Origin of the sequence: Janibacter melonis (genome assembly GCF_003721155.3) — a bacterium.
Lineage (GTDB): Bacteria > Actinomycetota > Actinomycetes > Actinomycetales > Dermatophilaceae > Marihabitans > Marihabitans melonis.
Genome location: NZ_CP044548.2, coordinates 3,041,721 through 3,068,051, shown reverse-complemented (window position 1 = coordinate 3,068,051; position 26,331 = coordinate 3,041,721). Strand labels below are relative to the sequence as shown.

Below are 26,331 nucleotides of genomic sequence, written 5' to 3'. Positions count from 1 at the left end.
CGCCGACACACTCGGTCGGTCGGCGCCGACGCCTCGGGGCCGATCCGTCCCCACGGAGGTCTCGTCATGCTCGCCGTCCTCGGATTCGCCACCGTCGGCGTCTTCCTCGCCCTCACCTTCACCCGCAAGGTGTCGGTGCTGCTCGGGCTCGTCCTCGTGCCCGTCGTCTTCGGGGTCCTCGGCGGCTTCACCGGCGAGCTCGGCGAGTTCATCGCGAAGGGCCTGCTGACGGTCGCCCCGGTCGCGATCATGATCGCCTTCGCGATCCTCTACTTCAGCCTCATGGTCGACCGCGGGCTCTTCGACCCCGTCATCCGGGTCGTCCTGCGCTGGGCCGGTGCCGACCCGATGAAGATCGCGCTGGGCACGGCGGTCATCACCCTCATGGTCGCCCTCGACGGGGACGGCGCCTCGACCTTCCTCATCACGGTCTCGACCTTCCTGCCGATCTACCGCCGTCTCGGGATGAGCCCGCTCGTGCTCACCTGCGTCGTCGGCCTGGCCGCCGGCGTGATGAACATGATCCCGTGGGGCGGCCCCACCGCCCGGGCGATGGCCACCCTCGACCTCGACAGCAGCGAGATCTTCGTGCCGGTCATCCCGGCGATGGCCGCCGGCATCATCTGGGTCCTCTTCGCCGCCGCCTTCATCGGGCGACGCGAGCGCGACCGCATCCGGGCGAAGGACGCCGAGGACGGCGTCGACCGCTCCGACATCACCGCCCTGCTCCAGCTGCCCGAGCGCCCGCAGGTCGGCCGTCAGGCGCGCTGGGTGCAGGCGGTCAACGTGCTCCTCACGCTCGGCCTCGTCGTCATCCTGCTGCTCCAGCTGCTCGAGCTGCACGTCGTCTTCGTCGTCGCCTTCGCCATCGCGCTGCTCGTCAACCTGCCCCGGTGGGAGGACCAGCAGGCGCTCTTCGAGCGGCACGGCGGCAACGTCGTCATGGTCGTCGCGATGATCTTCGCCGCGGGCGTGCTCACCGGCATCCTCAACGGCAGCGGCATGATCACCGCGATGGCCGAGTCGCTCGTCTCCGTCATCCCGACCTCCGCCGGGGGCTCGCTGCCCGTGCTCACCGCCATCACCTCGATGCCCGCCAGCCTCGTCTTCACCCCTGACGCGTACTACTTCGGTGTGCTGCCCGTGCTCGCCGAGACGACGACCTCGCTCGGCGGCGACCCCGCGGAGATCGGCCGGGCCGCGATCCTCGGCCAGATGACGACCGGCTTCCCCCTGAGCCCGCTCACGGCCGCGACCTTCATCCTCGTCGGGATGAGCGACGTCGACCTAGGGGCCCACCAGCGCCGGCTCTTCGGCTGGGCGCTCGGCACGACGCTCGTCATGACGACCGTCGCCCTGCTCACCGGGGCGATCAGCTGGTGAGCACCGTCGACCGCACCCACGTCCGCATCGGCAGCGGCGCCGGCTTCGCCGGTGACCGCATCGCCCCCGCCGTCGACCTCGTGCGCGACGGGCAGCTCGACGACCTCGTCCTCGAGTGCCTCGCCGAGCGCACCATCGCCCTCGGTCAGCGGCGACGCCGCGCCGACCCGACCACCGGCCACGACGACCGCACTTCGCGACGGCTGCGCGCGCTCCTGCCCGAGGCCCTCCCCCGCGGCACGCGCATCGTCAGCAACCTCGGTGCCGCCAACCCGACGGCCGCCGCCCGCGAGACCGTCGCGGTCGCCGAGCAGCTCGGGCTGCGCTGCCGGGTGGCGGCCGTCACCGGTGACGACGTGCTCGCCGGGCTCGACCTCGAGCAGCCCTCCCTCGAGCACGGCCGCCCGCTGTCGTCCTACGGCGAGATCATCTCGGCGAACGCCTACACCGGCGCCGCCACGCTCATGGCCGCGCTCGACACCGCGGCGGAGGTCGTCCTCGCCGGCCGCGTCGCCGACCCCTCGCTCTTCGTCGCCCCGCTCGCCCACCGGCTCGGCTGGGACCTCGACGACCCGGCCCTCGCGGCCCACGGCACGCTCGTCGGCCACCTCCTCGAGTGCGGCACCCAGGTGAGCGGCGGGTACTTCGCGGACCCCACGTCCCCCTTCGGCGCGAAGGGGGTGCCCGACCTCGCCCACGTCGGCCTCCCCTGGGCCGACGTCAGCGCGGACGGCACGGCGACGCTCGGCACGGTCGACGGCACCGGCGGCCGGCTGGACCGCGCGACCGTGCGAGAGCAGCTGCTCTACGAGATCAGCGACCCCGGCGCGTACCTCACCCCGGATGTCACGCTCGACCTCTACGGCGTGCAGCTCGAGACGGCGGGGCCGAACCGCGTGCGGGTCAGCGGTGCCCGCGGACGTCCCGCCCCCGAGCAGCTCAAGGTCAGCGTCGGGTACGCGGCCGGCTACCGCGCGGAGGGCGGCATCTCCTACGCGGGGCCCGGGTGCGTAGAGCGCGCCCGGCTCGCCGGTGAGGTGGTCACGACGCGGCTCGCCGCGCTCGGCATCACCCCGCGCGTCGACGTCGTCGGCGCGGGCACGGGCGTCAACCTCTCCGACACCCGGCTGCGAGTGGCCGCCACCGCGCCCGACGCCGACACCGCTCGTGAGGTGTGCGACGAGGTCGAGGCGCTCTACGTCAACGGCCCGGCCGGTGGCGGTGGCGTGCGCACCCGCGTCGAGGAGGTCATCGGCATCGTCTCGACGCTCGTCGACCGCTCTGCCGTCCGTACCCACGTCGACGTCCTGGAGACCCGATGACCGACGTCCTGCTCCACGAGCTCGCCCACGCCCGCGCCGGCGACAAGGGCGACACCTCGATCCTGTCCGTCTTCCCCCTCGACGACGCCGACTACGGGTGGCTGTGCGAGGTGCTCACCGTCGAGCGCGTCGTCGAGCACCTCGGCGAGCACCTGCGCGGTCATGTCACCCGCTACGAGGTGCCGCTCGTCCAGGGCGTCCAGCTCGTCTGCCAGCACGCGCTCGACGGCGGCGTCACGACGTCGCTGGCCGTCGACACGCACGGCAAGGCGCTGAGCAGCCGGCTGCTCGCCATGCGCGTCCCCGCCCCGGCGCGGTGACCCGGCAGCAACGGGACCTGTGAGGGGCTAGCCCGCTCCATGCGGGGGCAAGGCCCCCACGTGTCCCGTTACTGCTGGGTAGCCTCGGTCAGCCGCGCCGGACGGCCTGCAAGGTGTACGTCAGCGGCAGCCGGTCGTCGCCCTCGGCGAGGCGGTACTCCCCCGGCAGCTCGGGGTCGGCCACCATCTGGTCGCCGAGCGCGAGGTAGGGCACGGTGCGGTGCTCCTCGAGCGCGACGACGTCCATGCCGTGACGGGTCAGCGCCGTGAAGATCTCGCCCAGACCGTGGTTCCACTCGTGGGTCACGGTGGCGGTGATGCCCCCGCCGCTCCCCGGCGCCGGCTCGACGTAGGTCGAGGCGTCGTCCCACACCGTCGGCGCCGGCGTCTCGAAGTAGGGATATGCGAGGACGACGAGACCGTCCGGGCGCGGGTCGTCGCACGCCCACAGCACGGGGTGCCCCTCACGGATGAAGAGCCGGCCGCCGGGCCGCAGCAGCGCGGCGACCGTCCGGGCCCACCGGTCGATGCTCGGCAGCCAGCCGAGCGCACCGATCCCGGTGTAGACGAGGTCGAAGGGGGCGTGATCGGCGAGCGCGCTCGGCGCCGAGTAGACGTCGGCCTCGACGTACTCGACGTCGGCCCCGGCGTCCGCCGCGAGGCGACGTGCCGCGGCGAGCGAGGAGGGCGAGAGGTCGAGCCCGACGACCCGCGCCCCGAGCCGGTGCAGCGACAAGGTGTCGGTGCCGATGTGGCACTGCAGGTGCACCGTGCGCAGCCCGCTGATGTCGCCCAGGCGCGGGCGGTCGAAGGCGACGACATGGCTCAGCTCGTGCTCACCGGACAGCAGCCGCTCGCGGTCGTAGCCCGGCGAGTGCTCGTGGATACCGGCCCGGTCGTCCCAGTTCGCGCGGTTCACCGCGAGGTAGTCGTCGCTCACGCCGCGAGTGTGCCACCGGCCCCTACCACCGGCAGATCCTGAACAAACCCAGACCAAGAGGTGATGCGCCTCATACCGCTTCCTGGATTGACTGACCGCACCGTGCAGCCGCCCCTACCGGGGCCGACCAGGGAGCATCCATGACCAGACACCCACGCCGTGGGCTGACCACGTCGGCAGCAGTCGCCGCCTCAGCAGCCCTCGTCTTCGCGATGGCCGTCGACGGGGCGAGTGCCGCCCCGAGCGCACCGCCCTCGCCCTCCACTCCGACCGGGGTACCGGCCGCCGGGGACGAGCACGCGCACGACCTCCTGCCCGACGTCGACAACCGCAAGGGCAGCGCCAAGCCGTCGAGCGCCCAGCGCTCCGCCGGCAAGGGTCTGTCGGCCAAGAGCGCCACCGCCCGCTCGGCCACCTCGGAGCCGGTCGTCACGTGGAACCGCTTCGGCTCCGTGGACACCGTGACCCCGACGTCGGCGAGCTCTCCCCTGGCCACCGGTCTCGGCTCCGACCCGGTCGACGCGGCTCGCGCCTACCTCGAGGACAACGCCACTGCCTTCGGGCTCACCTCGGCCGACATCTCGGCGATGGAGCACGTGACGACCAACGAGGTCGGCAAGAGCTCGGTGGTCATGCTGCGCCAGGTCATCGACGGCGTGCCCGCCGGCATCGACGGCATGGTCGTCGTCGCGGTCGACAAGGGCTCTGTCCGCTACGTCAGCTCCACCCTCGCCCCCGTCGACGGAGCCACCGGCGCCCGCAAGGCGGCCGCGCTCACCCCGGAGGAGGCCCTCGACAAGGCCGCCGAGGACGTCGGCGCGGACGCGAAGGGGATCAAGCGCGCGGGCTCTGCGCAGCGCAGCTCCGGCAAGGGCTGGACCGACATGACGGCCTCCGGTCTGCACGGCACCCAGCAGGCCAAGCTCGTCGCCGTCCCGGTGCCGGGCGAGGACGCCCGCCAGGCCTACCAGGTCGTCGTCCGCGAGGACCAGGACAGCGGCTACTCCGTCTACGTCGACGCCCAGAGCGGCGAGACGATCGCCCGTGAGGCCCTCGTCGACTTCGACTCCGACAACCCGCGCTGGAAGGTCTTCACCGGCACCCCCAGCGGTGTCGAGGGAGCCCCCGACACCCGCGTCGAGTGGTGCTGGACGGCAGCCGCCGGCTGTGCCGAGACCGTGGCCAACCCCGCCTCCCCGCTCGCCTGGGACGTCGACCCGGCCACGAAGCTCAGCACGACGACGACGAGCGGCAACAACACCTTCGCCGGCGAGCGCTGGCTGGGTACGGGCCCCGTCACCCCCGCCGCGCTGCGCGGCGACCGCAGCTACGTCTACAGCTGGACCAACCAGTGGGCAAACAGCAAGTGCGACCCGGCGAGCTACACGAGCGCGGCGCGCAACGACATCGACGCCGCGACCGCGAACCTCTTCGGCATGCACAACCGCATGCACGACTGGGCCTACAACCTCGGCTTCACCGAGAAGGCCTGGAACTTCCAGCGCGACAACTACGGCAAGGGCGGCATCGGCAACGACCCGACCCTCGGCTACTCCCAGTCCGGCGCGCTGCGCGGTGACCGCAACAACGCCAACTTCGGCACCCCGCCGGACGGCGTGAGCGGCTACAGCAACATGTACCTGTGGCAGCCGCTCGCCGGCGCCTTCTACGCCCCGTGCGTCGACGGCGACTACGACATGTCGGTCATCGGCCACGAGTACGGCCACGGCATCAGCAACCGCATGGCGGGCGGTCCCGACATGGGTCTGTCCGGTCTGCAGGCCGGTGCGATGGGCGAGAGCTGGTCGGACCTCATGGCGACCGAGTACCTCCAGGAGTGGGGCTACGCGCCGGTCGGCCCGAAGGCCACCCCGATGGGCTCCTTCGTCACGGGCAACCCCGACCGCGGCATCCGCAACTACAACTTCAGCGACAGCCCGCTGAACTACAGCAACGTCGGCTACGACCTCACCGGCCCGCAGGTGCACGCGGACGGCGAGATCTGGTCGGCCACGCAGGGCGACATCCGCAGCGCCTTCATCGGTCGCTACGGCGCCGGCACGGCCGAGGAGCAGAAGGCGTGCGCCTCGGGCACCAAGGCCGTCAACACCTGCCCGGGCAACCGTCGCTGGATGCAGCTCGTCTTCGACGCCTGGCTGCTCATGCCGTCGGGCTCGGTGAGCATGATCGACGCGCGCAACGCGATGCTCGCCGCCGACCTGCTCCGCTTCGGCGGGGCCAACCAGGACCTGCTGTGGGACGGCTTCGCCGGTCGCGGCATGGGTGACGGGGCCTCGTCGCGCAACGCGGCCGACTCCGACCCGATCCCGTCCTTCCGCTCCCCGTACTCCCGCTCGGCCACGCTCACCGCGGCGCCGACCGACGAGGACGGCCGCCCGGTCCCCGGGACGAAGGTCTACGTCGGCGAGTACACCGCTCGGTCCACCCCGGTGGCCGACACCGACCCGGCGACGGCCCTGCCGGCGACCTTCGAGATCGGTGCCGGCGAGCGCACCTACACGGTGACCGCACCGGGCAAGGCGCAGACCCGCGTCACCTTCTCCGCCAAGGCCGGTCAGACCCGCAACATGCCGGTCAAGCTCATCGACAACCTCTCCGACACCACCGCCGGTGCCACCATCACCGGTGAGGGCACCGCGGTGCAGGCGATGGCCGACGGCGACGAGGGCACGACGGGCACCACCGTCACCACCCCGACGGCGGCTCAGCGGTCCTTCACCATCGACCTCGTCGGTGGCCGCCAGCAGGTCCGCAAGGTCCAGGTGAGCGCTCTCCCGCAGCCGGGTGTCGCCGGTCGCTTCCAGAACGTGCGTCAGTTCACGATCTCGACGTGCGACGCCAAGGGTCGCGTCACCTGCTCGCAGGACGCCGACTTCAGCGAGGCCTACACCTCGCCCGCGGACGCCTTCCCCGGGGACGCCCCGCGGCCGGTCGCCCCGGAGCTGAAGATGCGCACCTTCGAGATCCCGCGCACCCCGGCGACCCACGTCAAGGTCGAGCTGGTCACCAACCAGTGCTCGGGCGGGCCCGCCTTCCAGGGCGAGCAGGACAACGACCCGAACAACGCGACCGACTGCACCACCGCATACTCCGGTGCCGCGAAGATGGCGGTGACCGAGGTCCAGGTGCTGCGTCGCTGACGCCGATCCGCATCGCATGACCGGGCGCGCCCGGGCCGACTCGGCCCGGGCGCGCTCGTGCGTCGCACCGGCGGGGCGAAGGGGGTGCACGCCGGGCCCTCCTCACCGCGCCGGGAGGCGTCGGTCGGGCTAGGTTCGACGCATGCTCGCCGGGCTGCCCATCTCGACTCGCACCGACATCGCCGTCGACGTGCTGGGCGGCGCCGACGTCGTCGACCACGGTGACCACCTCGTCGTGCGCACGCCGAGCGCGCCCGACTACCACTGGGGCAACTTCATCCAGGTGACGACGGGCGACCCCGATGACGCGGCGACATGGCTCGCGCGGTTCGCTGGTGAGTTCCCCCGGGCGCGTCACCGCGCGATCGGCCTGCCGCAGCCGTCCTGCGCGGGGGCCTGGCGCGAGGCGGGGCTGCGGCCCGACGTCGTCGAGAGCCTGACGAGCGAGATCGCCCCGCCGACGACACCGCTCCCGACGGGCTACCGGGTCACCTCGCTCGAGAGCGACGCCGACTGGGGTGCCCGGCTCGTCGCCGAGCTCGAGCACAACGCCGAGACCGGTGAGCACCCAGCGCAGGAGTACCGGGCCTTCGTCATGCGCCAGACGGTGATCCGGCGGCGCCTCGTCGCTGACGGCGACGCGGCGTGGTTCGGCGCGTTCGACGAGGACGACCGGCTAGCCGCGTCGCTGGGCATCGTCGTGCTGCGTGACCTCGAGCCGACGACCGCGCGCTACCAGTCCGTCCTCACCGGCTCCGCCCACCGTCGGCAGGGTCTGGCCCGGCACCTGCTCGGGGTCGCGGCCCGCTGGGCGGTCCGGCGAGGGGCACGCGAGCTCGTCATCGTCGCCGAGGACGGCACCGCCGCCGCCCGTCTCTACGCCGAGGCCGGCTTCACCCCCGGTGACCACGCCTACGGCTGGTACTCGCCCGGCAGCTGACCGCCACCGACGACGTGGTCTCGAGGCCGAGGGCTGACCGCGCACCCCGGCCCGGACCAGCTCGCCCGCCGCTGACCGAGACACGTCCCGGCCCGTCTCGGGTATCCCGGTTCGTCTTGGGTTCCCCGGCACGCGCCGGGTCACCCGGGCCGGGAGACCCTCGCCCCTCGGCCGGCGAGATGCTCGTCATCCAGGCCGGCGACCCGGGCACCTCGACCCTCGACGCTCGCGCGGGTGGCGGCGACCGGGGGCTTCCTGCCCGACCACGACGGGCGGCGCAGAGCAGGTGCGGTCGACGGGGTCGTGGGCGTGGTCGTCGTGTCCATGACCGAAGGCTCACCGGCTCGGCTGTGGCGGGGCTGTCCCTCCCCCTTCGCCGGGCTGAGACTCCCCCCTTCGTCGCCCACAGGGATCGCACAGGTGAGCCATAGCGCACGCCCGGACCCCAGGTGTCTACTGGCCGCATGACGAGCTCCTCCGCCGCCCCGCGACTCACCCGACCCGACGGCTCTCCGGTGCGCGTCCTCGTCGTCGACGACGAGGCCAACCTCACCGAGCTGCTGTCGATGGCGCTGCGGTACGAGGGCTGGGATGTGCGCACGGCCGGCACGGGGACCGCGGCGGTGCGCGCGGCCAAGGACTTCGGACCCGACGCGGTCGTCCTCGACATGATGCTGCCCGACTTCGACGGCATGGAGGTGCTGCGCCGGATGCGCGAGCACGACGAGGCGGTGCCGGTGCTCTTCCTCACCGCGAAGGACGCCGTCGAGGACCGTGTCGCCGGGCTCACCGCCGGGGGCGACGACTACGTGACGAAGCCCTTCAGCCTCGAAGAGGTGGTCGCGCGGGTCCGGGCCCTCATGCGCCGCACCGCCGTGAGCACCGGAGAGGGCAGCCCGCTGCTCGTCGTCGGCGACCTCACCCTCGACGAGGACAGCCACGAGGTGACCCGGGGCGGCGAGGAGATCTCGCTCACCGCGACGGAGTTCGAGCTGCTGCGCTACCTCATGCGCAACCCCCGCCGGGTGCTCTCGAAGGCGCAGATCCTCGACCGCGTGTGGAGCTACGACTTCGGCGGGCAGGCCAACGTCGTCGAGCTCTACATCTCCTACCTGCGCAAGAAGATCGACGCGGGCCGCGACCCGATGATCCACACGATGCGCGGCGCCGGGTACGTGCTCAAGCCGGTCGGATGACCACCGCCCGCCCCGGTCGCGGGACCTCGCTGACGACCCAGCTCGTCGCCTCCGTCGTCGCCCTCTTCGTCGTCGTCACCATCGTCACCGGCACCGCGACCGTCCTGCTCATGCGCCACCAGCTCATCGCCCAGATCGACGAGCAGGTCGCGACCCAGGTCGACACGCTGCGCCGCGAACCGCCGTACGAGGACCGTGACGGCGACGGCGACGGCGCCTACCCGGCCCCGTGCACCCGTGGCGGCCCCGGTCGCGGCGAGGGCTCGGTCCTCGTCTGCCTCGTGGACGGCCAGGCGACCGGGTACGTCGTCCGGCAGGGCGAGCGGGTGGCGCTGCCCAGCGCGGCGCTGTCCGCCGTTGCCGACGCCGGGATCGCCCCGGCGCCGCGCACCGTCGACGTCTCGGGGCTCGGCGACTACCGGATGGTCGCGCTGCGCACCGCGAGCGGGGCGACGGTCGTCACCGGTCAGCCGCTGGCCCCGGCCACCGACGCGACCCGCAGCCTCCTCGTCGTGCTCGGCTCCGCCTCGCTCGCCGGGCTGCTCGCGACGGTGGCGGTCGGCAGCTGGCTCATCCGCCGCTCCCTGCTGCCGCTGCGCCGCGTCGCGGCGACGGCCACGCAGGTCTCCCGGCTCCCCCTCGACTCCGGCGAGGTCGCCCTCGCCGAGCGGGTGCCCGAGGAGGACACCGACCCCCGGACCGAGGTGGGCCAGGTCGGCCACGCGCTCAACTCGATGCTCGACAACGTCGCCGGGGCCCTCGAGGCGCGCCAGCGCTCGGAGTCCCGGGTGCGGCAGTTCGTCGCCGACGCGAGCCACGAGCTGCGCACGCCCCTCGCCTCGATCCGCGGCTACGCCGAGCTCTCCCGGCGCGAGAGCGAGCCGGTGCCGACCTCGGTGCGCCACGCCCTCGGCCGGGTCGAGTCCGAGGCGCTGCGGATGCAAGGTCTCGTCGAGGACCTCCTCCTGCTCGCGCGGCTCGACGCGGGTCGGGCCCTCGAGCGCGAGCCAGTCGACCTCACGATGATCGCGATGACGGCCGTCGGCGACATCCACGCGGCCGCTCCCGAGCACCGCTGGCGCCTCGACCTGCCCGACGAGCCGGTCGAGGTCGTCGGGGACGAGGGTCGCCTGCGTCAGGTGCTCGTCAACCTCCTCGCGAACGCCCGCACGCACACCCCTGCGGGCACGACGGTGACGACGAGCCTGCGAAGGGAGGACGGCGAGGTCGTCCTCGTCGTCACCGACGACGGGCCCGGGGTCCCCGAGGAGCTGCAGCCCGAGGTCTTCGAGCGCTTCACCCGGGGAGACGACGCGCGCAACCGCGCCGGCGGGTCGACCGGGCTCGGCCTGAGCATCGTCGAGTCGGTCGTCGGCGCGCACGGCGGCCGCATCGAGCTCGCGTCGCGCCCGGGGCAGACCTCCTTCGCCGTGCACCTGCCCGACTGACCCTCGACCTGAGGTCGCAGGTGCGTCTGTAGAGTCACCTTTATGCCGCATCTGCGTATCCATGAGGCCGCTGACTTCCTCGCCGTGAGCACCGACACCATCCGACGGATGGTCGATGCGGGCACGCTCGTCGCCGGCGAGGACGACGGCGGTCGCCGCACGGTCGACGCGGTCTCAGTAGCGCACCACGCCCGTGAGCACCTGCGCGCGCTGCCCGACCCGGTCGGGCGGCACACGTCGGCGCGCAACCGGCTCGTCGGCATCGTCACCGAGGTCGTCGCCGACACGGTCATGGCTCAGGTCGAGCTGCAGTGCGGCCCCTTCCGCGTCGTCTCGCTGCTCAGCGCCGAGGCCGTGCGCGAGATGGGTCTCGAGCCCGGCGTCGTCGCGGTCGCCGTCATCAAGTCGACGCAGGTCGTCATCGAGACCCCGGACGGCCGGGCATGACCCGCGCCGGCCTCGCGGCCCTGGCCGTCGTCGCCCTCGGGCTCTCGGCGTGCAGCGGGGGTGACGCCGACGGCGGGTCGAGCGAGCTCACCGTCTTCGCCGCCGCCAGCCTGCAGCGCCCCTTCGAGCAGATCGCCGACGACTTCGAGGCGGACCACCCGGGCGTCACGGTGCGCTTCTCCTTCGCCGGCTCCTCGGACCTCGCCGCCCAGCTCGTCGACGGCGCGCCCGCCGACGTGCTCGCGACGGCGGACGAGCGGACGATGGGCACCGTCGAGGACGCCGACCTGGTCTCCGGCTCGCCGCAGACCTTCGCGACGAACTCGATGACCGTCGTCGTGCCGAAGGACAACCCCGCGAAGATCACCTCGCTCGCCGACCTCGAGGGCGACGTCGACCTCGTCCTGTGCGCCCCGCAGGTGCCCTGCGGGGCGGCCGCGGAGCGGGTCGAGGAGGCGTCGGGCCTCACCTTCGCCCCCGTCTCCGAGGAGGCCAAGGTCACCGACGTCCTCGGCAAGGTCGCCAGCGGCGAGGCCGACGCGGGCATCGTCTACGTCACCGACGCCCAGAGCTCGGACGACGTCGGCACGGTGGAGATCCCGGACGAGGACAACACGACGACGACCTACCCGGTCGCCACGCTCGCCGGCAGCGAGCACCACGACCTCGCCGACGAGCTCGTCGCGGCCGTCCTCGCGGACGCGACGGGGGATGCAGAGGGGCACCTGGAGGCGGCCGGCTTTGCCGCGCCCTGACGTCGCGACGGTGCCGCGCTGGGCCCTGCTGCCCGCAGTCCTCGGGGCGCTCGTCCTCGCCGCGCCCGTGGTGGGGATGCTCGCGAGCGTCGACGTCGCCGGGCTGCCCGCCCTGCTCACCTCGGAGCGCGCGCTCGACGCCCTGTGGCTCAGCCTGCGCACCGCGAGCGCGTCGACCGTGCTCTGCCTGCTCCTCGGGGTGCCGCTCGCCCTCGCGCTCGCCCGGCTCCGCCTCTTCGACAACGTCGTCGTGCGCACCCTCGTGCTCCTGCCGCTCGTGCTCCCGCCGGTCGTCGCGGGCATCGCCCTCGTCACCCTCCTCGGGCGGCAGGGTCTGCTCGGGTCGCACCTGGACGCGCTCGGCGTCCGGGTCGCCTTCACGACGCTCGCCGTCGTCATCGCGCAGACCTTCGTCTCCCTCCCCTTCCTCGTCGTGAGCCTCGACGGGGCGTTGCGCTCGGTCGGCGGCCGGCACGAAGGGGTGGCCGCCACACTCGGTGCCTCACCCTCCGTCGTCTTCCGACGGGTCACCCTCCCGCTCGTGCGGCCGGCGCTCGTCTCCGGCACCGTCCTCGCCTTCGCCCGCTCGCTCGGAGAGTTCGGCGCGACCCTCACCTTCGCCGGGTCCTTGCAGGGCACGACCCGGACCCTGCCGCTGCAGATCTACCTCGAGCGCGAGAGCGACCCCGACGCTGCCGTCGCGCTCTCGGTCCTCCTCGTCGTCGTCGCCGTCGTCGTCATGGCGCTCGCGCGGCCGGACGTGCGCCGATGAGCACGTCCGCCGGCCTCGAGGTCGAGGTCCGCGACCCCGACCGCGGGGTGGACGTGTCCTTCGTCGTGCCCGGGGGGCAGACGACGGCGCTGCTCGGACCCAACGGGACCGGCAAGTCGACCGTGCTCGCGACGATCGCGGGCGTGCACCGTCCCGCGGGCTCGAGCGTGCTGCTCGACGGTCGACGACTCGACCACCTCCCGCCCCATCGTCGCCGGGTCGCGCTGCTGTCGCAGGACCCGCTGCTGCTGCCCCACCTCAGCGCGCTCGACGACGTCGCCTTCGGTCCGCGCGCGGGCGGTGCAAGCCGGCGCGCGGCACGCGCGTCAGCGGCCCGCTGGCTCGAGCGGGTCGGCGCGGGGCACCTCGCCGACCGCCGTCCGGGCACCCTCTCCGGCGGCCAGGCCGCACGTGTGGCGCTCGCCCGGGCCCTGGCCGCCGAGCCCGACGTGGTGCTCCTCGACGAGCCGTTCTCCGCGCTCGACGTCGACGCCGCGCCCCAGGTGCGTCACGTCCTGCGCGAGGTGCTGCGGGGGAGGACGGCCGTCGTCGTCACCCACGACGTCGTCGACGCAGCGTTGCTGGCCGATCACGCGGTCGTCGTCGACGGCGGGCGGGTCGTCGAGCAGGGCCCGGTCCGCGACCTCGTGAGCGCCCCGCGCTCCCTCTTCGCCGCCCGGCTGGCCGGGGTCAACCTCGTCAGCGGTGTGCTCGGACCGCCTGGCGAGCTGCGGACCTCTGGCGGCGTCCTGCACGGGCTGCCCGTCGACGCGCCGGAGGGCACGCGGGCCGTCGCGACCTTCCGCCCTGAGACGGTCGCCGTGCACCGCCGTCCGCCCGGAGGCAGCCCGCGCAACGTCGTCGCCGGCACGGTCGTGTCAGTCGAGCCCTCGGGCTCGGCGGCGCGGCTGCGCGCCACGACGGACCTCGGCGCCCTCGTCGCCGACCTCACCCCGGCCGCGGTGGCCGACCTCGGTCTCGGGCCGGGCGAGACCGTCCACCTCGTCGTCAAGGCGGCAGCGGTGCGGCTCGACACGGTCTGACGGCGCGGCGGACCGCGTCAGGGCAGCGGCGTCAGCCAGGTCGCGAGGACCGCACCGCAGAAGAGCAGCAGCGACACGACCCAGAGGCCCTGGCCGACCCGCAGGTCACGCCGCGCCCCGACGACCCGACGCAGGTACCGCTGCGGGGTCGCCTCGTGCCCCACGAGCTCGCGCAGCCAGGTCGGGCCGTTCGCCGCGTTGACGAGCAGGAAGAGAGCGACGAGCGCGCTGAGCAGCGACCCCCCGATGAGCAGCATGAGCGCGACACGGGTGTCTCCGGTGTACTTCATGAAGCCCTCGCCCGGCTTCACGGCGAGGCTGGCCAGGACGAGCGTGAGGGTCGCCCCCACCCCGTTGCGCCACCCGTCAGCGCGCTTGCGCACGGCCTGGAGCATCGCCTCCGCCTCCTGCACCGACGGCTCGTACGTCGTCGTGCCGATGAGCACCTCACCGCGCTCGGCGAGCTCCTCCGACATCGTGAGCACCTCGCGGTCCGCCCGCTCCCCCGGCACCTTCATCACCGTGTCCCCCGCTCTCGTCCCCCGAGCCATGACCGCCCCAGGCTAGGGCCGCCATCCGACGGTGGCGAGGACCGTGCGCTCAGCGAAGGGAGTCCCTGCACCGCCGGTGGCGAGGCAGTCAGGAGCGCACCTCAGGACCGCCACAGGCCGACCACAGCGGCGGGCTCGAGCGTGTCGGCATGCACTCGACAACCCTCCCCCGCACCGCCGACGGCGCCGCCGGCTCCCCCTTCGCCCGCCAGGTCGGCACCCGGCCGGCCGCGGCCCGCCACCGCCTCGCGCGGATGTGGCGCGGCCCGGCCGACGACCCGGCGTGGGCCCGCCCCGCCCTCGTCGCCCTGCTCGCCCTCACCCTCGCGACGTACAGCTGGCAGCTCACGGCGAGCGGCTGGGCGAACTCCTTCTACTCGGCGGCCGCGCAGGCCGGGAGCCAGTCGTGGGAGGCCTTCTTCTACGGGGCGTCGGACGCGAGCGGGTCGATCACCGTCGACAAGCCGCCGGCGTCGCTGTGGGTCATGGCCCTGTCGGTGCGCCTGCTCGGGCTGAGCAGCCTGAGCATCCTGCTGCCGCAGGTGCTCATGGGCGTCGCGACGACCGGCGTCGTCGCATCGACGGCCAAGCGGGTCTCGGGGGCCGGTGCCGGGCTGCTCGCCGGTGCGGTCTTCGCACTCACCCCGGTCGCGGTGCTCATGTTCCGCTTCAACAACCCTGATGCGCTGCTCGTGCTGCTCATGGCCCTCGCCGCCTGGGCGACCGTCCGTGCCGTCGAGCGCGGCTCCGTGCGGTGGATGGGCCTCGTCGGCGTGCTCGTCGGCCTGGGCTTCCTCACGAAGACCCTGCAGGTCCTGCTCGTCGTCCCCGCGCTGGGGCTGGCCTGGCTCCTCGCCGCCCGGACGAGCGGACGGCGGCGTGCCCTCGGCGCGCTGGTCGCGTCGGCAGCCGCCGTCGTGTCCGCGGGGTGGTGGGTCGCGGTCGTCGAGCTCGTGCCCGCGAGCATGCGACCGTACATCGGCGGCAGCCAGACCAACTCCTTCCTCGAGCTGACCTTCGGGTACAACGGCCTGGGCCGGATCAACGGCGAGGAGACGGGCTCGGTCGGCGGCGGTGGTGGCTGGGGCGAGACCGGCATCGGTCGCCTCTTCTCCTCGAGCATCGGCGGGCAGATCTCGTGGCTCGTCCCCACCGCGCTCGTCCTGCTCGTCGCCGGGCTGTGGCTGCGGGGACGCGCCCCGCGCACCGACCTGCGTCGCGCCGCCTACGTCGTGTGGGGCGGCTGGCTCGTCGTCACCGCCCTCACCTTCTCCTTCATGGCCGGGATCTTCCACGAGTACTACACCGTCGCTCTCGCCCCGGCCGTGGCCGCGCTCGTCGGCATGGGCGCCGCGGACGCGTGGTCGGCTCGTGGACGCCTGGGGGGCAGGCTCGTCCTCGCCGGCGCGACCGCCGTCGGAGCGGCGTGGTCCGCCGTCCTGCTCAGCCGCACGACCGCGTATGGCGACTGGCTGCGGGTGAGCGTCCTCGTCCTCGGCCTCGCAGCCGCCCTCGGTCTGCTCCTCGCCGAACGGGTGAGCCGCCGGGCAGCCGCGGCCGTCGCGAGCGCCGCCGTCGTCGCGCTGCTGCTCGGCCCGACGGCCTACTCCGCGACGACGATCTCGCAGGCGCACACCGGGTCGATCGTCACGGCAGGCCCGAGCACCGCTGGCGGGGGCGGGCCCGGGGGTCAGGGAGGTCCGGGCGGGCAGGGCGGACCTGGGAACCAGGGAGGTCCCGGGGGCCAGGGAAGACAGGGCGCTCAGCCTCCCCAGGCCATGCCCGGGCAGGGCACCGCGCCGGGTGCAGCACCGGGCGGCGCTCCGGCCGGTGGCGGTGCCGGTGGCATGGGTGGGCTGCTCGACGCCAGCACCCCGAGCACCGAGGTCGTCGCAGCCCTCTCCCAGGACGCGTCCCGCTACCGCTGGGTCGCGGCGGCGGTCGGCAGCCAGAACGCCGCGGGCCTGCAGCTCGCGACCGAGCTGCCCGTCATGGCGATCGGAGGCTTCAACGGCTCAGACCCGAGCCCGACCCTCGAGGAGATGCAGCAGCTCGTCGCCGACGGCGACATCCACTACCTGCTCGCCGGCAGCGGGATGGGTGGGTCGGGCTCGGGGTCGGCCGCGCAGATCCTCGAGTGGGCCTCGAGCCGGTACGAGCAGGTGAGCATCGACGGGACGACCTTCTACGACCTCACCGCGCCGCTCGCCACGACGCAGGCGGCGTCATGAGCACCCTCGTGCGCACCGAGCCGACGCCCGAGGTGACAGGTCCCCCCTTCGCCCCGGCGACGACCCCCGACCCGGTGACCCGGGTGCAGCAGGAGCGCCCCGGGCCGTCGCCCGTGCTCGACGTCGTCGTGCCGGTCTACGACGAGGAGGTCACGCTCGCGGCGTGCGTGCGCCGGCTGCACGCGCACCTGCGCGACACCTTCCCCTACCCCTACCGGATCACCGTGGCCGACAACGCGAGCACGGACCGCACGTGGCAGGTCGCGCTGGACCTCGTCGAGGTGCTGCCCGAGGTCGCCGCCGTGCACCTCGACGCCAAGGGGCGTGGACGCGCCCTGCGTGCTGTGTGGGCGGCGTCGGACGCCCCGGTGCTCGCATACATGGACGTCGACCTCTCCACCGATCTCGACGCGCTGTGGCCGCTCGTCGCGCCGCTCATGTCCGGGCACAGCGATCTCGCGATCGGCACCCGTCTGCACCGCACGAGCCGTGTCGTGCGGGGGACGCTGCGCGAGACGACGTCGCGCGGGTACAACCTGCTGCTGCGGGCCGGTCTCGGGGTCGGGTTCAGCGACGCCCAGTGCGGCTTCAAGGCCGTGCGCGCCGACGTCGCCGCCGAGCTGCTGCCGCTCGTCGAGGACACCGCGTGGTTCTTCGACACCGAGCTGCTCGTCCTCGCCGAGCGCTGCCGCCTGCGCATCCACGAGGTGCCCGTGGACTGGTGGGACGACCCGGACAGCCGGGTCGACGTCGTCGGTACGGCGCTGGACGACCTGCGCGGGATGCGCCGGGTCCATCGGGCGCTGCGTCGCGGCGAGCTGCCGGTCGAGCAGATCCGGGAGCGGGTCGGGCGCAACGCCCCCGTGGGCGGTGTCGTCGGCGGGCAGGTCGTGCGCTTCGCGCTCGTCGGGGCGACCACGACGCTGCTCCACCTCGCGCTCTTCGCAGTCCTGGCGACAGCCGTCGCGCCGCAGCCGAGCAACCTGCTCGCCCTGCTCGTCGCGACCGTCGTCAACACCTCGGCCAACCGGAGGTGGACCTTCGGCCTGTCGGGGGCGAGGGGTGCCCTGCGTCACCAGGCCCAGGGCCTGGCGATCTTCGGTGCGACGTGGGCCATGACCGCAGGAGGGCTCGCCGCCCTCGGGGCGGTCCTGCCGCACGCGCCGACGCCCCTGCAGACTCTCGTCGTCGGTGGGTGCACCGTCGCGGCGACCGTGGCCAAGTTCGCCCTCATGCGTCGCTGGTGAGCGAGCGCGAGGCGCCCCTTGCGGGTCACCGCACATGACGAAGGGCCCCGCACCAGAGGTGCGGGGCCCTTCTGCTGCGGAGGCGGAGGGATTTGAACCCTCGATGGGCGGTTAGCCCAAACCGCATTAGCAGTGCGGCGCCATAGACCGGACTAGGCGACGCCTCCAGACAACCCGCACACACTAACCGGCCGAGTGCGTGGTCTCCAAAGCGATCAGCCGCAGATGTCCTCGGTGGCCGTGCGCGGGGTGATCTTGCCGGGCGCCGGGGGCGCGGAGACCGTCGGCGCCGGGATGTCCTTCGTGCCCGTGCGTCCCTCGACCTCGCGGGCCGTCGGCGCACCCATGCCGAGCACGAGGACCACCGCGTCGGTGGCACTGTCGTCCTCGACGAGCTTGGCCCCCGGGTAGGCGGCGGCGACGGTCCGGGCCGCCTCCTTCTCGCCCGGGGCGTACCGCACCTGGACGCCGGTGACCCGCCCGGTGGGCCCGGTCCCGGCGACGGTGGCCCCGAAGCCCTGGACGCCGAGCGCCGTGGACTCCTGGGTCGCCAGGCCCTCGGCGCTCGTGTCGTTGACGACCGAGACCGAGATCTTGTCGGGGGTGACGGTGAGCGGCGTGGCGGGCGTGGTCTTCTTCTTCGCGCCCGGCAGCTCGGTGTCGTCGCGCACGGCGTCCCACAGCTCGGCCGCCGGCTTCTCCTGCCACTGCACGCGGTTGGAGTCGGCCGGGTAGGGCTCGGTCGGCACCGTGACGAAGGAGAGGTTGTCGATGCCGAAGCCGCGCAGGCTGCTCGCGATGTCCCGCAGGACGCCGAGGGAGAGGTCCTCGTCAGCGGTCATCGACTCCGTAGCGGCGTCGAGGAAGGAGTAGAGGCGGTCGGGGCGCAGGAGCAGCGAGCTCTTCGTCGCCTCCTGGGCCATCGAGGACATGAAGGCCTGCTGGCGCTCGATGCGCCCGAGGTCCGAGCCGTCGCCGAGCGACTTGCGGGCGCGGACGTAGCCGAGCGCCTCCTTGCCGTCGACCTTCTGCCGCCCGGCAGGCAGCGTGACGTGCGCGTCGGAGTCCTCGAGCGGCTGGGGCAGGCACACCTCGACGCCGCCGAGCGCGTCGACCATCTTCTGGAAGCCGGAGAAGTCGACGACGACGACGTGGTCGACGTACACCCCGGTCAGACCCTCGAGGGTCTTGACCGTGCAGGCCGGGCCGCCCTTGTTGAAGTTGTAGTTCCACTGCCGCATCTCGCCGTTCTCCACGGTCGAGGCGGGGTCCTCGCAGTCCTTGGGCGCCATCGTCATCGAGTCGCGCGGGATGGAGACGACGAAGGCGGACCTGCGATCGGCGGAGATGTGCACGACGAGGTTGGTGTCGGAGTGCGCCCCGCCCTCGACGGTGTCCGTGCCGTACTCGGTCGTCCCGAGCCCCTGGCGGGTGTCGGAGCCGATGACGAGGATGTTGAGCGGGCCCGCCGGTCCGCCGCTGTTCTCGGGGCGGGCGGTCGAGCCGGTGCCGATGTCGACCCGGGTGATGTTGCCGTTGAGGCGGTAGCCCGCGACTGCCACGCCGGCGCCGACGAGCCCGACGACGCAGGCGACGGCGATGCCCGCGACGCGGAGACGACGCCGCCGCCGGCGGCGCCGCTGGAGCCGCTCCTCGAGGCGCCGCGAGCGGGTCGCGGCAGCGGACCCCTCGGACTCGGAGCCGTGGCCCTCGTGCTCGCCCTCGGGCTGCGTCCACTCGCTGTCATCCGTCATCGCCCGGCGACGATATCAACCCGTGACCATCCAGCCCGAATGCTGCGGGACGCAGACCGAGGCCCCCGGCAGTGCCGGGGGCCTCGGTGCGGTGCTGGTGGCGCGCTGCGCGCGCCGTACGTCAGATCCTCAGACGGGACGGACGCGGTCGGCCTGGGGGCCCTTGGGACCCTCGGTGACCTCGAACTCGACGCGCTGCGCCTCTTCGAGGCTGCGGTAGCCGGTGGTGTCGATGGCGGAGTAGTGAACGAACACGTCCGGGCCACCGCCGTCCTGGGCGATGAAGCCGAAGCCCTTTTCAGCGTTGAACCACTTAACGGTGCCCTGTGCCATGGGGTGAATCTCTTTCGTGTGATCTGTGGAGCAGGTAGCTCCTTGTGCTAGCTGCAAAGATCCCCTACCCGCGACAACAGACCGACTGGTGGGCCGGACCCGCGACAACGTGCGAAGTCGTACTGCAACTCAGCGCCGACGCTATCAGCAATGCCGCTGACGTGCGCGCCCTGAGCGGAGCCGGTGAGATGGAACCGGCTCAGGCCGGGGGCCTGGACGAGGCTACCCGGGCGCGGATCGCGTCGAGCGCCTCGAGGTACCCAGCGGTGCCGCGCCCGACGATCACGTCGTCTGCGATGTCGGAGATGTAGGAGTGGCTCCGGAAGGCCTCGCGGGCATGGATGTCGCTGATGTGGACCTCGACGACCGGGCCGCTGACGTTGGTGAGCGCGTCGCGGATGGCCACCGAGGTGTGGGTCCAGCCACCGGCGTTGATCACTACGCCGACGGCGTCGTGCCGGACCTCGTGGACGGCGTCGATGAGAACGCCCTCGTGGTTGGTCTGGCGGAAGTCGAGCGTCCACCCGAGCTCGCCGGCCCGCGCGGCGCACATCGCCTCGACGTCGGCCAGCGTCTCGTGCCCGTAGATGTGGGGCTCTCGCTCGCCGAGGAGGTTGAGGTTGGGCCCGTTGAGGACGACGACGGTGCGCCGGCTCGTCTGCGTCTGCCCCTGCTCGCTCACCCGGGCACCCTACGACTGGCCGGCGCCGGGCTCGGCCGGGGGCTCGGCCTGCGGACCGCCCGCGGCGATGGTGCGGTCGAGGAGCGCTCGGGTCGGAGGCGGGAGCACCGGCTCGGGGACCTGCACGTCGAGGGGCGGCTGGTCGCAGGAGAGCCCGTAGCAGAAGGCGTCCGGGCGGCTCGGCTCCGCGGCCGCGTACGCGGCGAGCTCGGGATCGGTGAGCAGCGAGGCCAGGGCGGTGCGGTCGTCGTCGGGCAGCTCGCCGAGGGTGACGGTCCGCCGGCGTACGAGACCGGCGACACCCCCGGACCGGGTGAGCGTGAGCTCGGTCGTGTGGGTCGGAGCGGGCTGCGGCTCGCCCGCCGACGCGTCCGAGGACCCCTGGGGGCTCTCGCCCTCGGCCGGGACCACGCCGACGCCCTGCCAGGCGGCGAGCACCTGGGCGGCGACCTCGTCGTCGTAGCGGGCCCGGGCGGCGACCACGGTGAGCGCGGCGAAGCGGGCGAAGTCGCAGTCGGCCCGGATGTCGCCGAGGATCGTGTCGACCCAGATCTGGCCGGCGCGCTCCCACGCGGGCCCGCCCAGCGCCGTGGCGAGCAGGTAGAAGGCGCGGTTCGGGATGCCCGAGTTGATGTGGACGCCGCCGTTGTCGGCGCTCGTCACGACGAAGTCGTCCATGTGACCCGGCTGCGGGTCCTTGCCCATGCGGGGGTCGTCGTAGGCCGTGCCCGGCTCCGACATCGAGCGCAGCGCCCGACCCTGCACCCCCGGGGCGAGCAGCTCGGCACCGACGAGCCAGTCGGCCGCGTCGGCGTCCTGGCCGAGGTGGCGCTGCTTGACGAGCACCCCGAAGACGTCGGAGACGTGCTCGTTGAGCGCACCCGACTGGCCCTGGTAGACGAGGCCGGAGGTGAGCTCGGTGACCCCGTGGGCGAGCTCGTGGCCGATGACGTCGAGGCTCGCGGTGAAGCGGGTGAAGATCACGCCGTCGCCGTCGCCGAAGACCATCTGCGAGCCGTCCCAGAAGGCGTTGTCGTACTGCTGGCCGTAGTGGACGGTGCCGACGAGGCCCATGCCGCGACCGTCGAGGGAGTCACGGCCGTACACCGTCCGCCAGAAGTCGCGGGTCGCGCCGAGCCCGCCGTACGCCTCGTCGACGGCCGCGTCACCCGTCGCGGGGTCGCCCTCGCCGCGCACGAGGTCACCGGGCAGCTGCTGCTCCCCCTTCGCGTCGTGGACGCTGCGGGCGCCGCCCACGCCAGGTGCGGCCGGGGTCGCCCCCTCGTCCGGGAGCGCGCCGCGCGTGCGCCGAGCCCGGCGCAGCTCGGCGTCGACCGCTCGCACGTGCCGCGCGCGGGCGGCGAGCTCGGGGTCACCGGAGGCGGCGAGGGCGTCGAGGAGGTGCGGCGGGACGATCGCGCAGTGGCTCATGGATCCATGTAACTCCCGTGCACCGACAGCCACAACAGGGACGAGTGGATTACTGCACCGACCAGTCGGTATAGTAAATGGATGAGCACCGCCACGCCCCTCTCCCCCCGACGCCGCTGGGCGGCGCTGTCCGTCCTCGTCGGGGCCGTGCTGCTCCTCGCGATCGACAGCACCGTCCTCTACCTGGCGGTGCCGAGCCTGACGCGCGACCTCGCGCCCAGCGGGACCCAGGTCCTGTGGATCGGCGACATCTACTCGCTCGCCCTCGCCGGGCTGCTCGTGACGATGGGCACGGTCGCCGACCGCTTCGGGCGGCGCCGCACCCTGCTCGTGGGTGCGACTGCGTTCGGGGCGGCCTCGGCGGCAGCGGCCTTCGCCCCCACCGCAGGTGCCCTCATCGCCGCCCGCCTGCTCCTCGGCGTCGCCGGGGCGACGATCATGCCGAGCACGTTGTCGATCATCCGAGACCTCTTCGTCGACCCGGTCGAGCGCAGCCGCGCCATCGCCGTCTGGGCCGCGGCCTCGGGCGGCGGGCTCGCCCTCGGCCCCCTCGTCGGCGGCGTGCTGCTCGAGCGCTTCTGGTGGGGCTCGGTCTTCCTCATCAACGTGCCGGTCGTCCTCGCCATCGTCGTCGGCGGCCTGCTCCTGCTGCCCGAGTCGCGCAACCCCGCACCGGGTCGCTTCGACCTCGTGAGCGCCGCACTGTCGGCCGTGACCGTGGTGCCGGTCGTCTACGCGGTCAAGCACGCCACGACGCACGGGCTCGACCTCACGACGATCGGGCTCGTCGCGCTCGGCGTCCTCGCCGGTCTCGCCTTCGTCAGCCGGCAGCGCCGCAGCCCCGACCCGACGATCGACGTCAGCCTCTTCCGCAACCCGGCCTTCACCGGCGCGGTGCTCGCGACCCTCATCTCGATCTTCGCCCTCACCGGGCTGCTCTTCTTCTTCTCGCAGTACCTGCAGCTGGCCCGTGGGATGCGCCCGCTCGTCGCCGGGCTGGCCGAGATGCCGGCGACCCTCGCGTCCATCGCCGTCGTCGTGCTCGTCGGCGCGGCCCGACGCCGCCTCGGCATGGGCCGCGCCATCGCCGCAGGCCTGGCCGTCGCGTCCGTCGGCCTCGTCGCGGTCGCGGTCGCCGAGGCCGCCCCTGGCTACCTCTGGCTCGGCCTGGCCCTCGTGCCGATCGGGCTCGGCGTCGGGCTGGCGATGACGCTCGCGACCGATGCCGTCGTCTCGGCGGTGCCACGCGCCCGGGCCGGCGCCGCCGCGTCGGTGTCCGAGACGGCCTACGAGCTCGGGGTCGCCCTGGGCATCGCGGTGCTCGGGTCCGTCGTCACCCTCGCCTACCGCTCCGGCCTGCATCTGCCCGGTGAGATCACCCCGTCGGCCCGAGCCACGGCGCAGGACTCTTTCGCCGGGGCCACCGGCGTGCTCGAGGCCGGCTCGCCCGCGGGCGAGGCCGCGCGCGAGGCCTTCGTCGGGGCCATGCAGGTGGCCTCGCTGTCTGCAGCAGCCATCATGGCCGTGGCGGCGCTCGTCGCCTGGCGCACCATCCCGTCCGAGACGGCCCCCGAGGCCGCACCCGTCCCCGAGCCCCTGGAGACCCGAGCCTGATGCCCCGCACCGCCGGCCGCAACCCCGAGCAGACCCGACGTCTCGTGCTGGACGCGGCCGCCGCCGTCGTCCGTCGCACCGGCCCCGGAGCCACGCTCGACGCGGTGGCGGCCGAGGCGGGCCTGTCCAAGGGCGGGCTCGTCTACCACTTCGCGAGCAAGGAGACCCTCCTGCTGGCGCTCGCCGAGGACCAGACCGAGCGCTTCCGGGCGGCGGTCGAGGCCGCGGACGACCCGGATGACGGGGCCCCGGGCCGCCTCACCCGCGCCTACGTCCGCACGTGCCTCGACGAGCCGCTCGACCCGCACGGGCTGCGCGACGACATCCTGCTCACCGCCCAGCTCATGACGATCCCCGCGGTGCGCGAGCTCGCGCACGCCGACCAGCTGCGCTGGGAGCGGAACCTCGCGGCCGACGGCCTCCCGCAGGACGTCGTCGAGCTCGTGCTCGCCGCAGCCGACGGCGCGAGCGCGGCCTTGCTGTGGGGCGGCGAGGTCGACGCGGCGCGTCTGCGCCGGCTGCAGAGCCGGCTCGTCGCGATGACGCGCGAGCCGACCCGGTGGAGCGCGCCGTAGGACCTGGCACCGAGCCGGCCCGTCCAGGGCGGCGGGTGTGGGATTTGAACCCACGAGGGGTCTCCCCCTGGTCGCTTTCAAGGCGACTGCACTCGGCCACTATGCGAACCCGCCAGAGGCCCCACGAGGGGGCCGCCGGGCCTCACCGTAACCCGAGGCGGCGGGTAGTGTCGCAGCACATCCGAGCGGCTCGCCCGCCCGAGACGAGACGAGAGGAGCCCGCATGGCCAGGCTGACCTTCATCGCCGGTGCCGCGGCCGGGTACGTCCTCGGCACCCGCGCCGGACGAGAGCGCTACGCCCAGATCAAGGCCGGCTCCGGCCAGCTGTGGCGCTCACAACCGGTGCAGCGCCAGGTCGCCTCCGCACGCCACGTCGCGAAGACCCGGGTCGCCCCCGCCGCGCTCGACGCCGTGAGCACCGCGGCCACCGCCGCCGGGGACCGCCTGCGCGAGGGCGCCGGCCGGATCAGCGCTGACTCCGAGCGCGACGTGCGCTCGAGCGTCGAGCGCTAGCCCGGACGCGGACCCGCCCCACGCACGACGAAGGGGGTGCGACCACCTGGTCGCACCCCCTTCGTCATGCCTCGTGACGGTCCTCAGATGAAGATCGCCGGGTCGAGGAAGGGCAGGTCGAGCGGGTCGACGTCACGCTCGGTGACGGCGCGCTGCTCCTCCACCTGCGGGAAGCGGTAGACCGCGGGCACGCCCGTCGCGACCGCGCCGGTCGGCACGTCCTTGACGACGACCGAGTTGGCGCCGACCTTGACGTTGCTGCCGACGTGGACCGGGCCGAGGATCTTCGCCCCGGCGCCGACGAGCACGGAGTCGCCGAGCGTCGGGTGCCGCTTGACCCGTGCGTGCGACGTCCCGCCGAGCGTCACGCCGTGGTAGAGCATGACGTCGTCACCGATCTGGGCGGTCTCGCCGATGACGACACCCATCCCGTGGTCGATGAAGAAGCGGCGCCCGATGTGCGCCCCCGGGTGGATCTCGACCCCCGTCACCGCCCGCGAGACGTACGCGAGCAGCCGCGCCGGCCACCTCGTCGCGGGCCGCTGCCACCAGCGGTGGGCGATCCGGTGCAGCCAGATCGCGTGCAGCCCGGCCGAGGTGAGCAGGACGACCAGCCGCGACGTCGCCGCGGGGTCACGCCGCATCGCCGCGTCGACGTCCTCACGGACGGTCATCCACGGGGTCGGGTGATCCGGCATCGGCGAAGGGGGAGCGAGCAGGTCCATGGGGTCAGTCGAGCAGATCCGAGAAGAGGATCGTCGACAGGTACCGCTCGCCGAAGCTGGGGATGATGACGACGATGGTCTTGCCGGCGTTCTCCGGGCGCTTCGCGAGCTGGTCGGCCGCGGCGAGGGCGGCACCGGAGGAGATGCCGACGAGCAGGCCCTCGTCGGTGGCGGCCTTGCGGGCCCACTCGACGGAGGTCTCGGCGTTGATGTCGATGACCTCGTCGTAGACCTCGGTGTCGAGGATCTCGGGGACGAAGTTCGCGCCGATGCCCTGGATCTTGTGCGGGCCGGGCTGGCCGCCGTTGAGGATGGCGGACTCCTCGGGCTCGACCGCGACGATCTGCACGCCGGGCTTGCGCTCCTTGAGGACCTGGCCGACGCCGGTGATGGTGCCACCGGTGCCGATGCCCGCGACGACGATGTCGACCTGGCCGTCGGTGTCGGCCCAGATCTCCTCTGCCGTCGTGCGGCGGTGGATCTCGGGGTTGGCCTCGTTCGCGAACTGGCGGGCGAGGACTGCGCCCTCGCGGTCTGCGGCGACCTCGTTGGCCTTCTCCACCGCGCCCTTCATGCCCTTCGGGCCCTCGGTGAGGATGAGCTCGGCGCCGTACGCGCGCAGGAGCGCGCGACGCTCCTTGCTCATCGTCTCGGGCATCGTCAGCACGACGTCGTAGCCACGGGCGGCGCCGACCATCGCCAGCGCGATACCGGTGTTACCGGAGGTGGCCTCGACGATGGTGCCGCCGGGCTTGAGCTGACCGGACGCCTCCGCGGCGTCGACGATCGCGACGCCGATGCGGTCCTTGACCGAGCTCGCGGGGTTGTAGAACTCCAGCTTCGCCGCGACGGTCGCGTCGCTGCTGATGATCCGGTTGATCTTCACCAGCGGGGTGCGGCCGATGAGCTTGGTGACGTCGTCGTAGATGGGCACGGCGGTCCTTCCG

The 26,331-nt window shown here is 73.3% G+C and carries 24 protein-coding genes and 2 tRNA genes; 16 read left to right on the top strand and 10 right to left on the bottom strand.

Features of this window, described 5'->3' with window-relative positions:
• Positions 1–66 precede the first annotated feature (66 nt).
• Genes EEW87_RS14685 through EEW87_RS14675 form a run of 3 tightly spaced genes read left to right on the top strand, consistent with a single transcriptional unit; the run spans position 67 to position 3,025 of the window.
• On the top strand, positions 67–1,383 hold the full coding sequence (locus EEW87_RS14685) for a CitMHS family transporter (protein WP_123091457.1): 1,317 nt from the start codon (positions 67–69) through the stop codon (positions 1,381–1,383).
• Positions 1,380–2,705 carry an acyclic terpene utilization AtuA family protein gene (locus tag EEW87_RS14680; RefSeq protein ID WP_123091458.1) on the top strand — a complete coding sequence of 442 codons (1,326 nt, stop codon included), beginning with the start codon at positions 1,380–1,382 and terminating at the stop codon, positions 2,703–2,705. Before EEW87_RS14685 ends, EEW87_RS14680 begins: the two co-directional genes overlap by 4 nt.
• Complete coding sequence (locus EEW87_RS14675) at positions 2,702–3,025, top strand: AtuA-related protein (RefSeq protein WP_123091459.1); 324 nt, start codon at positions 2,702–2,704, stop codon at positions 3,023–3,025. The genes EEW87_RS14680 and EEW87_RS14675 overlap by 4 nt, the downstream gene beginning before the upstream one ends.
• An 88-nt stretch (positions 3,026–3,113) precedes the next feature.
• Here the strand turns inward: EEW87_RS14675 and EEW87_RS14670 are convergent, their stop codons facing one another.
• Complete coding sequence (locus EEW87_RS14670; protein WP_123091460.1) at positions 3,114–3,965, bottom strand: class I SAM-dependent methyltransferase; 852 nt, start codon at positions 3,963–3,965, stop codon at positions 3,114–3,116.
• Positions 3,966–4,105: 140 nt separating this feature from the next.
• Between EEW87_RS14670 and EEW87_RS14665 the strand changes: the two genes are divergently transcribed.
• The 8 genes from EEW87_RS14665 (at position 4,106) to EEW87_RS14630 (ending at position 13,727) form a co-directional block, all read left to right on the top strand.
• Positions 4,106–7,126, top strand: coding sequence for a M36 family metallopeptidase (locus EEW87_RS14665; protein WP_123091461.1), 3,021 nt, complete (start codon positions 4,106–4,108; stop codon positions 7,124–7,126).
• Between the two features lie 142 nt (positions 7,127–7,268).
• Positions 7,269–8,066, top strand: coding sequence for a GNAT family N-acetyltransferase (locus EEW87_RS14660; RefSeq protein ID WP_123091462.1), 798 nt, complete (start codon positions 7,269–7,271; stop codon positions 8,064–8,066).
• Positions 8,067–8,530: 464 nt separating this feature from the next.
• Entirely contained in the window at positions 8,531–9,262 is a 732-nt protein-coding gene (locus EEW87_RS14655; protein WP_123091463.1) for a response regulator transcription factor, read from the top strand.
• Positions 9,259–10,710 (top strand): sensor histidine kinase, encoded by a 1,452-nt coding sequence (locus EEW87_RS14650; protein ID WP_123091464.1) that lies wholly within the window; start codon positions 9,259–9,261, stop codon positions 10,708–10,710. Before EEW87_RS14655 ends, EEW87_RS14650 begins: the two co-directional genes overlap by 4 nt.
• Positions 10,711–10,752: 42 nt before the next feature.
• On the top strand, positions 10,753–11,157 hold the full coding sequence (locus EEW87_RS14645) for a TOBE domain-containing protein (RefSeq protein ID WP_068272616.1): 405 nt from the start codon (positions 10,753–10,755) through the stop codon (positions 11,155–11,157).
• Complete coding sequence (gene modA, locus EEW87_RS14640; protein WP_123091465.1) at positions 11,154–11,912, top strand: molybdate ABC transporter substrate-binding protein; 759 nt, start codon at positions 11,154–11,156, stop codon at positions 11,910–11,912. The genes EEW87_RS14645 and modA overlap by 4 nt, the downstream gene beginning before the upstream one ends.
• Positions 11,899–12,684, top strand: a complete 786-nt coding sequence (locus tag EEW87_RS14635; RefSeq protein ID WP_068272611.1) for an ABC transporter permease — start codon at positions 11,899–11,901, stop codon at positions 12,682–12,684. The genes modA and EEW87_RS14635 overlap by 14 nt, the downstream gene beginning before the upstream one ends.
• Positions 12,681–13,727 (top strand): sulfate/molybdate ABC transporter ATP-binding protein, encoded by a 1,047-nt coding sequence (locus EEW87_RS14630; RefSeq protein WP_123091467.1) that lies wholly within the window; start codon positions 12,681–12,683, stop codon positions 13,725–13,727. Before EEW87_RS14635 ends, EEW87_RS14630 begins: the two co-directional genes overlap by 4 nt.
• 17 nt (positions 13,728–13,744) lie before the next feature.
• Here the strand turns inward: EEW87_RS14630 and EEW87_RS14625 are convergent, their stop codons facing one another.
• Entirely contained in the window at positions 13,745–14,278 is a 534-nt protein-coding gene (locus EEW87_RS14625) for a hypothetical protein (RefSeq protein ID WP_148041557.1), read from the bottom strand.
• 149 nt (positions 14,279–14,427) lie between these two features.
• Here EEW87_RS14625 and EEW87_RS14620 point away from each other — a divergent pair, with 149 nt between their 5' ends.
• Complete coding sequence (locus tag EEW87_RS14620; RefSeq protein WP_123091469.1) at positions 14,428–16,509, top strand: glycosyltransferase family 39 protein; 2,082 nt, start codon at positions 14,428–14,430, stop codon at positions 16,507–16,509.
• On the top strand, positions 16,506–17,756 hold the full coding sequence (locus tag EEW87_RS14615; protein ID WP_123091470.1) for a bifunctional glycosyltransferase family 2/GtrA family protein: 1,251 nt from the start codon (positions 16,506–16,508) through the stop codon (positions 17,754–17,756). Before EEW87_RS14620 ends, EEW87_RS14615 begins: the two co-directional genes overlap by 4 nt.
• Before the next feature lie 77 nt (positions 17,757–17,833).
• Here EEW87_RS14615 and EEW87_RS14610 read toward each other — a convergent pair.
• From EEW87_RS14610 to EEW87_RS14590, 5 genes are all read right to left on the bottom strand, one after another.
• Positions 17,834–17,923, bottom strand: a tRNA-Ser gene (locus EEW87_RS14610).
• Between the two features lie 48 nt (positions 17,924–17,971).
• The gene (locus EEW87_RS14605) at positions 17,972–19,510 is read right to left on the bottom strand and encodes an LCP family protein (protein WP_123091471.1); all 1,539 of its coding nucleotides are present in this window, start codon (positions 19,508–19,510) and stop codon (positions 17,972–17,974) included.
• Between the two features lie 129 nt (positions 19,511–19,639).
• Positions 19,640–19,843, bottom strand: coding sequence for a cold-shock protein (locus EEW87_RS14600; protein WP_068272603.1), 204 nt, complete (start codon positions 19,841–19,843; stop codon positions 19,640–19,642).
• A 199-nt stretch (positions 19,844–20,042) separates the two neighbouring features.
• On the bottom strand, positions 20,043–20,525 hold the full coding sequence (aroQ, locus tag EEW87_RS14595; protein WP_123091472.1) for a type II 3-dehydroquinate dehydratase: 483 nt from the start codon (positions 20,523–20,525) through the stop codon (positions 20,043–20,045).
• 9 nt (positions 20,526–20,534) lie between these two features.
• The gene (locus tag EEW87_RS14590) at positions 20,535–21,956 is read right to left on the bottom strand and encodes a protealysin inhibitor emfourin (protein ID WP_123091473.1); all 1,422 of its coding nucleotides are present in this window, start codon (positions 21,954–21,956) and stop codon (positions 20,535–20,537) included.
• Positions 21,957–22,037: 81 nt separating this feature from the next.
• On the opposite strand from EEW87_RS14590, the gene EEW87_RS14585 reads away from it, so the two are divergent.
• Both EEW87_RS14585 and EEW87_RS14580 read left to right on the top strand, forming a co-directional pair.
• Positions 22,038–23,570 (top strand): MFS transporter, encoded by a 1,533-nt coding sequence (locus EEW87_RS14585; protein ID WP_123091474.1) that lies wholly within the window; start codon positions 22,038–22,040, stop codon positions 23,568–23,570.
• Positions 23,570–24,145, top strand: a complete 576-nt coding sequence (locus EEW87_RS14580; protein WP_123091475.1) for a TetR/AcrR family transcriptional regulator — start codon at positions 23,570–23,572, stop codon at positions 24,143–24,145. The genes EEW87_RS14585 and EEW87_RS14580 overlap by 1 nt, the downstream gene beginning before the upstream one ends.
• A gap of 29 nt (positions 24,146–24,174) precedes the next feature.
• Here the strand turns inward: EEW87_RS14580 and EEW87_RS14575 are convergent.
• Positions 24,175–24,259: transfer RNA gene (locus tag EEW87_RS14575), tRNA-Ser, on the bottom strand.
• Between the two features lie 109 nt (positions 24,260–24,368).
• Here EEW87_RS14575 and EEW87_RS16860 point away from each other — a divergent pair.
• Positions 24,369–24,659 carry a protoporphyrinogen oxidase gene (locus EEW87_RS16860; protein ID WP_205473739.1) on the top strand — a complete coding sequence of 97 codons (291 nt, stop codon included), beginning with the start codon at positions 24,369–24,371 and terminating at the stop codon, positions 24,657–24,659.
• Between the two features lie 83 nt (positions 24,660–24,742).
• On the opposite strand, the gene cysE is transcribed toward EEW87_RS16860, so the two are convergent.
• Together cysE and cysK are read right to left on the bottom strand one after the other, a co-directional pair.
• A complete protein-coding gene (gene cysE, locus EEW87_RS14565; RefSeq protein ID WP_224767028.1) occupies positions 24,743–25,384 on the bottom strand; it encodes a serine O-acetyltransferase in 642 nt (213 codons plus the stop codon).
• A gap of 4 nt (positions 25,385–25,388) precedes the next feature.
• On the bottom strand, positions 25,389–26,318 hold the full coding sequence (gene cysK, locus EEW87_RS14560; protein WP_123091476.1) for a cysteine synthase A: 930 nt from the start codon (positions 26,316–26,318) through the stop codon (positions 25,389–25,391).
• Positions 26,319–26,331 lie beyond the last annotated feature (13 nt).

Bases quoted from the DNA above. Each gene is read 5' to 3' on its own strand.
- EEW87_RS14685 (WP_123091457.1), top strand. From the start codon at position 67: ATGCTCGCCGTCCTCGGATTCGCCACCGTCGGCGTCTTCCTCGCCCTC.
- EEW87_RS14675 (WP_123091459.1), top strand. From the start codon at position 2,702: ATGACCGACGTCCTGCTCCACGAGCTCGCCCACGCCCGCGCCGGCGAC.
- EEW87_RS14665 (WP_123091461.1), top strand. From the start codon at position 4,106: ATGACCAGACACCCACGCCGTGGGCTGACCACGTCGGCAGCAGTCGCC.
- EEW87_RS14660 (WP_123091462.1), top strand. From the start codon at position 7,269: ATGCTCGCCGGGCTGCCCATCTCGACTCGCACCGACATCGCCGTCGAC.
- EEW87_RS14655 (WP_123091463.1), top strand. From the start codon at position 8,531: ATGACGAGCTCCTCCGCCGCCCCGCGACTCACCCGACCCGACGGCTCT.
- EEW87_RS14650 (WP_123091464.1), top strand. From the start codon at position 9,259: ATGACCACCGCCCGCCCCGGTCGCGGGACCTCGCTGACGACCCAGCTC.
- EEW87_RS14645 (WP_068272616.1), top strand. From the start codon at position 10,753: ATGCCGCATCTGCGTATCCATGAGGCCGCTGACTTCCTCGCCGTGAGC.
- modA (WP_123091465.1), top strand. From the start codon at position 11,154: ATGACCCGCGCCGGCCTCGCGGCCCTGGCCGTCGTCGCCCTCGGGCTC.
- EEW87_RS14630 (WP_123091467.1), top strand. From the start codon at position 12,681: ATGAGCACGTCCGCCGGCCTCGAGGTCGAGGTCCGCGACCCCGACCGC.
- EEW87_RS14625 (WP_148041557.1), bottom strand. From the start codon at position 14,278: ATGGCTCGGGGGACGAGAGCGGGGGACACGGTGATGAAGGTGCCGGGG.
- EEW87_RS14620 (WP_123091469.1), top strand. From the start codon at position 14,428: ATGCACTCGACAACCCTCCCCCGCACCGCCGACGGCGCCGCCGGCTCC.
- EEW87_RS14615 (WP_123091470.1), top strand. From the start codon at position 16,506: ATGAGCACCCTCGTGCGCACCGAGCCGACGCCCGAGGTGACAGGTCCC.
- EEW87_RS14605 (WP_123091471.1), bottom strand. From the start codon at position 19,510: ATGACGGATGACAGCGAGTGGACGCAGCCCGAGGGCGAGCACGAGGGC.
- EEW87_RS14600 (WP_068272603.1), bottom strand. From the start codon at position 19,843: ATGGCACAGGGCACCGTTAAGTGGTTCAACGCTGAAAAGGGCTTCGGC.
- EEW87_RS14590 (WP_123091473.1), bottom strand. From the start codon at position 21,956: ATGAGCCACTGCGCGATCGTCCCGCCGCACCTCCTCGACGCCCTCGCC.
- EEW87_RS14585 (WP_123091474.1), top strand. From the start codon at position 22,038: ATGAGCACCGCCACGCCCCTCTCCCCCCGACGCCGCTGGGCGGCGCTG.
- EEW87_RS14580 (WP_123091475.1), top strand. From the start codon at position 23,570: ATGCCCCGCACCGCCGGCCGCAACCCCGAGCAGACCCGACGTCTCGTG.
- EEW87_RS16860 (WP_205473739.1), top strand. From the start codon at position 24,369: ATGGCCAGGCTGACCTTCATCGCCGGTGCCGCGGCCGGGTACGTCCTC.
- cysE (WP_224767028.1), bottom strand. From the start codon at position 25,384: ATGGACCTGCTCGCTCCCCCTTCGCCGATGCCGGATCACCCGACCCCG.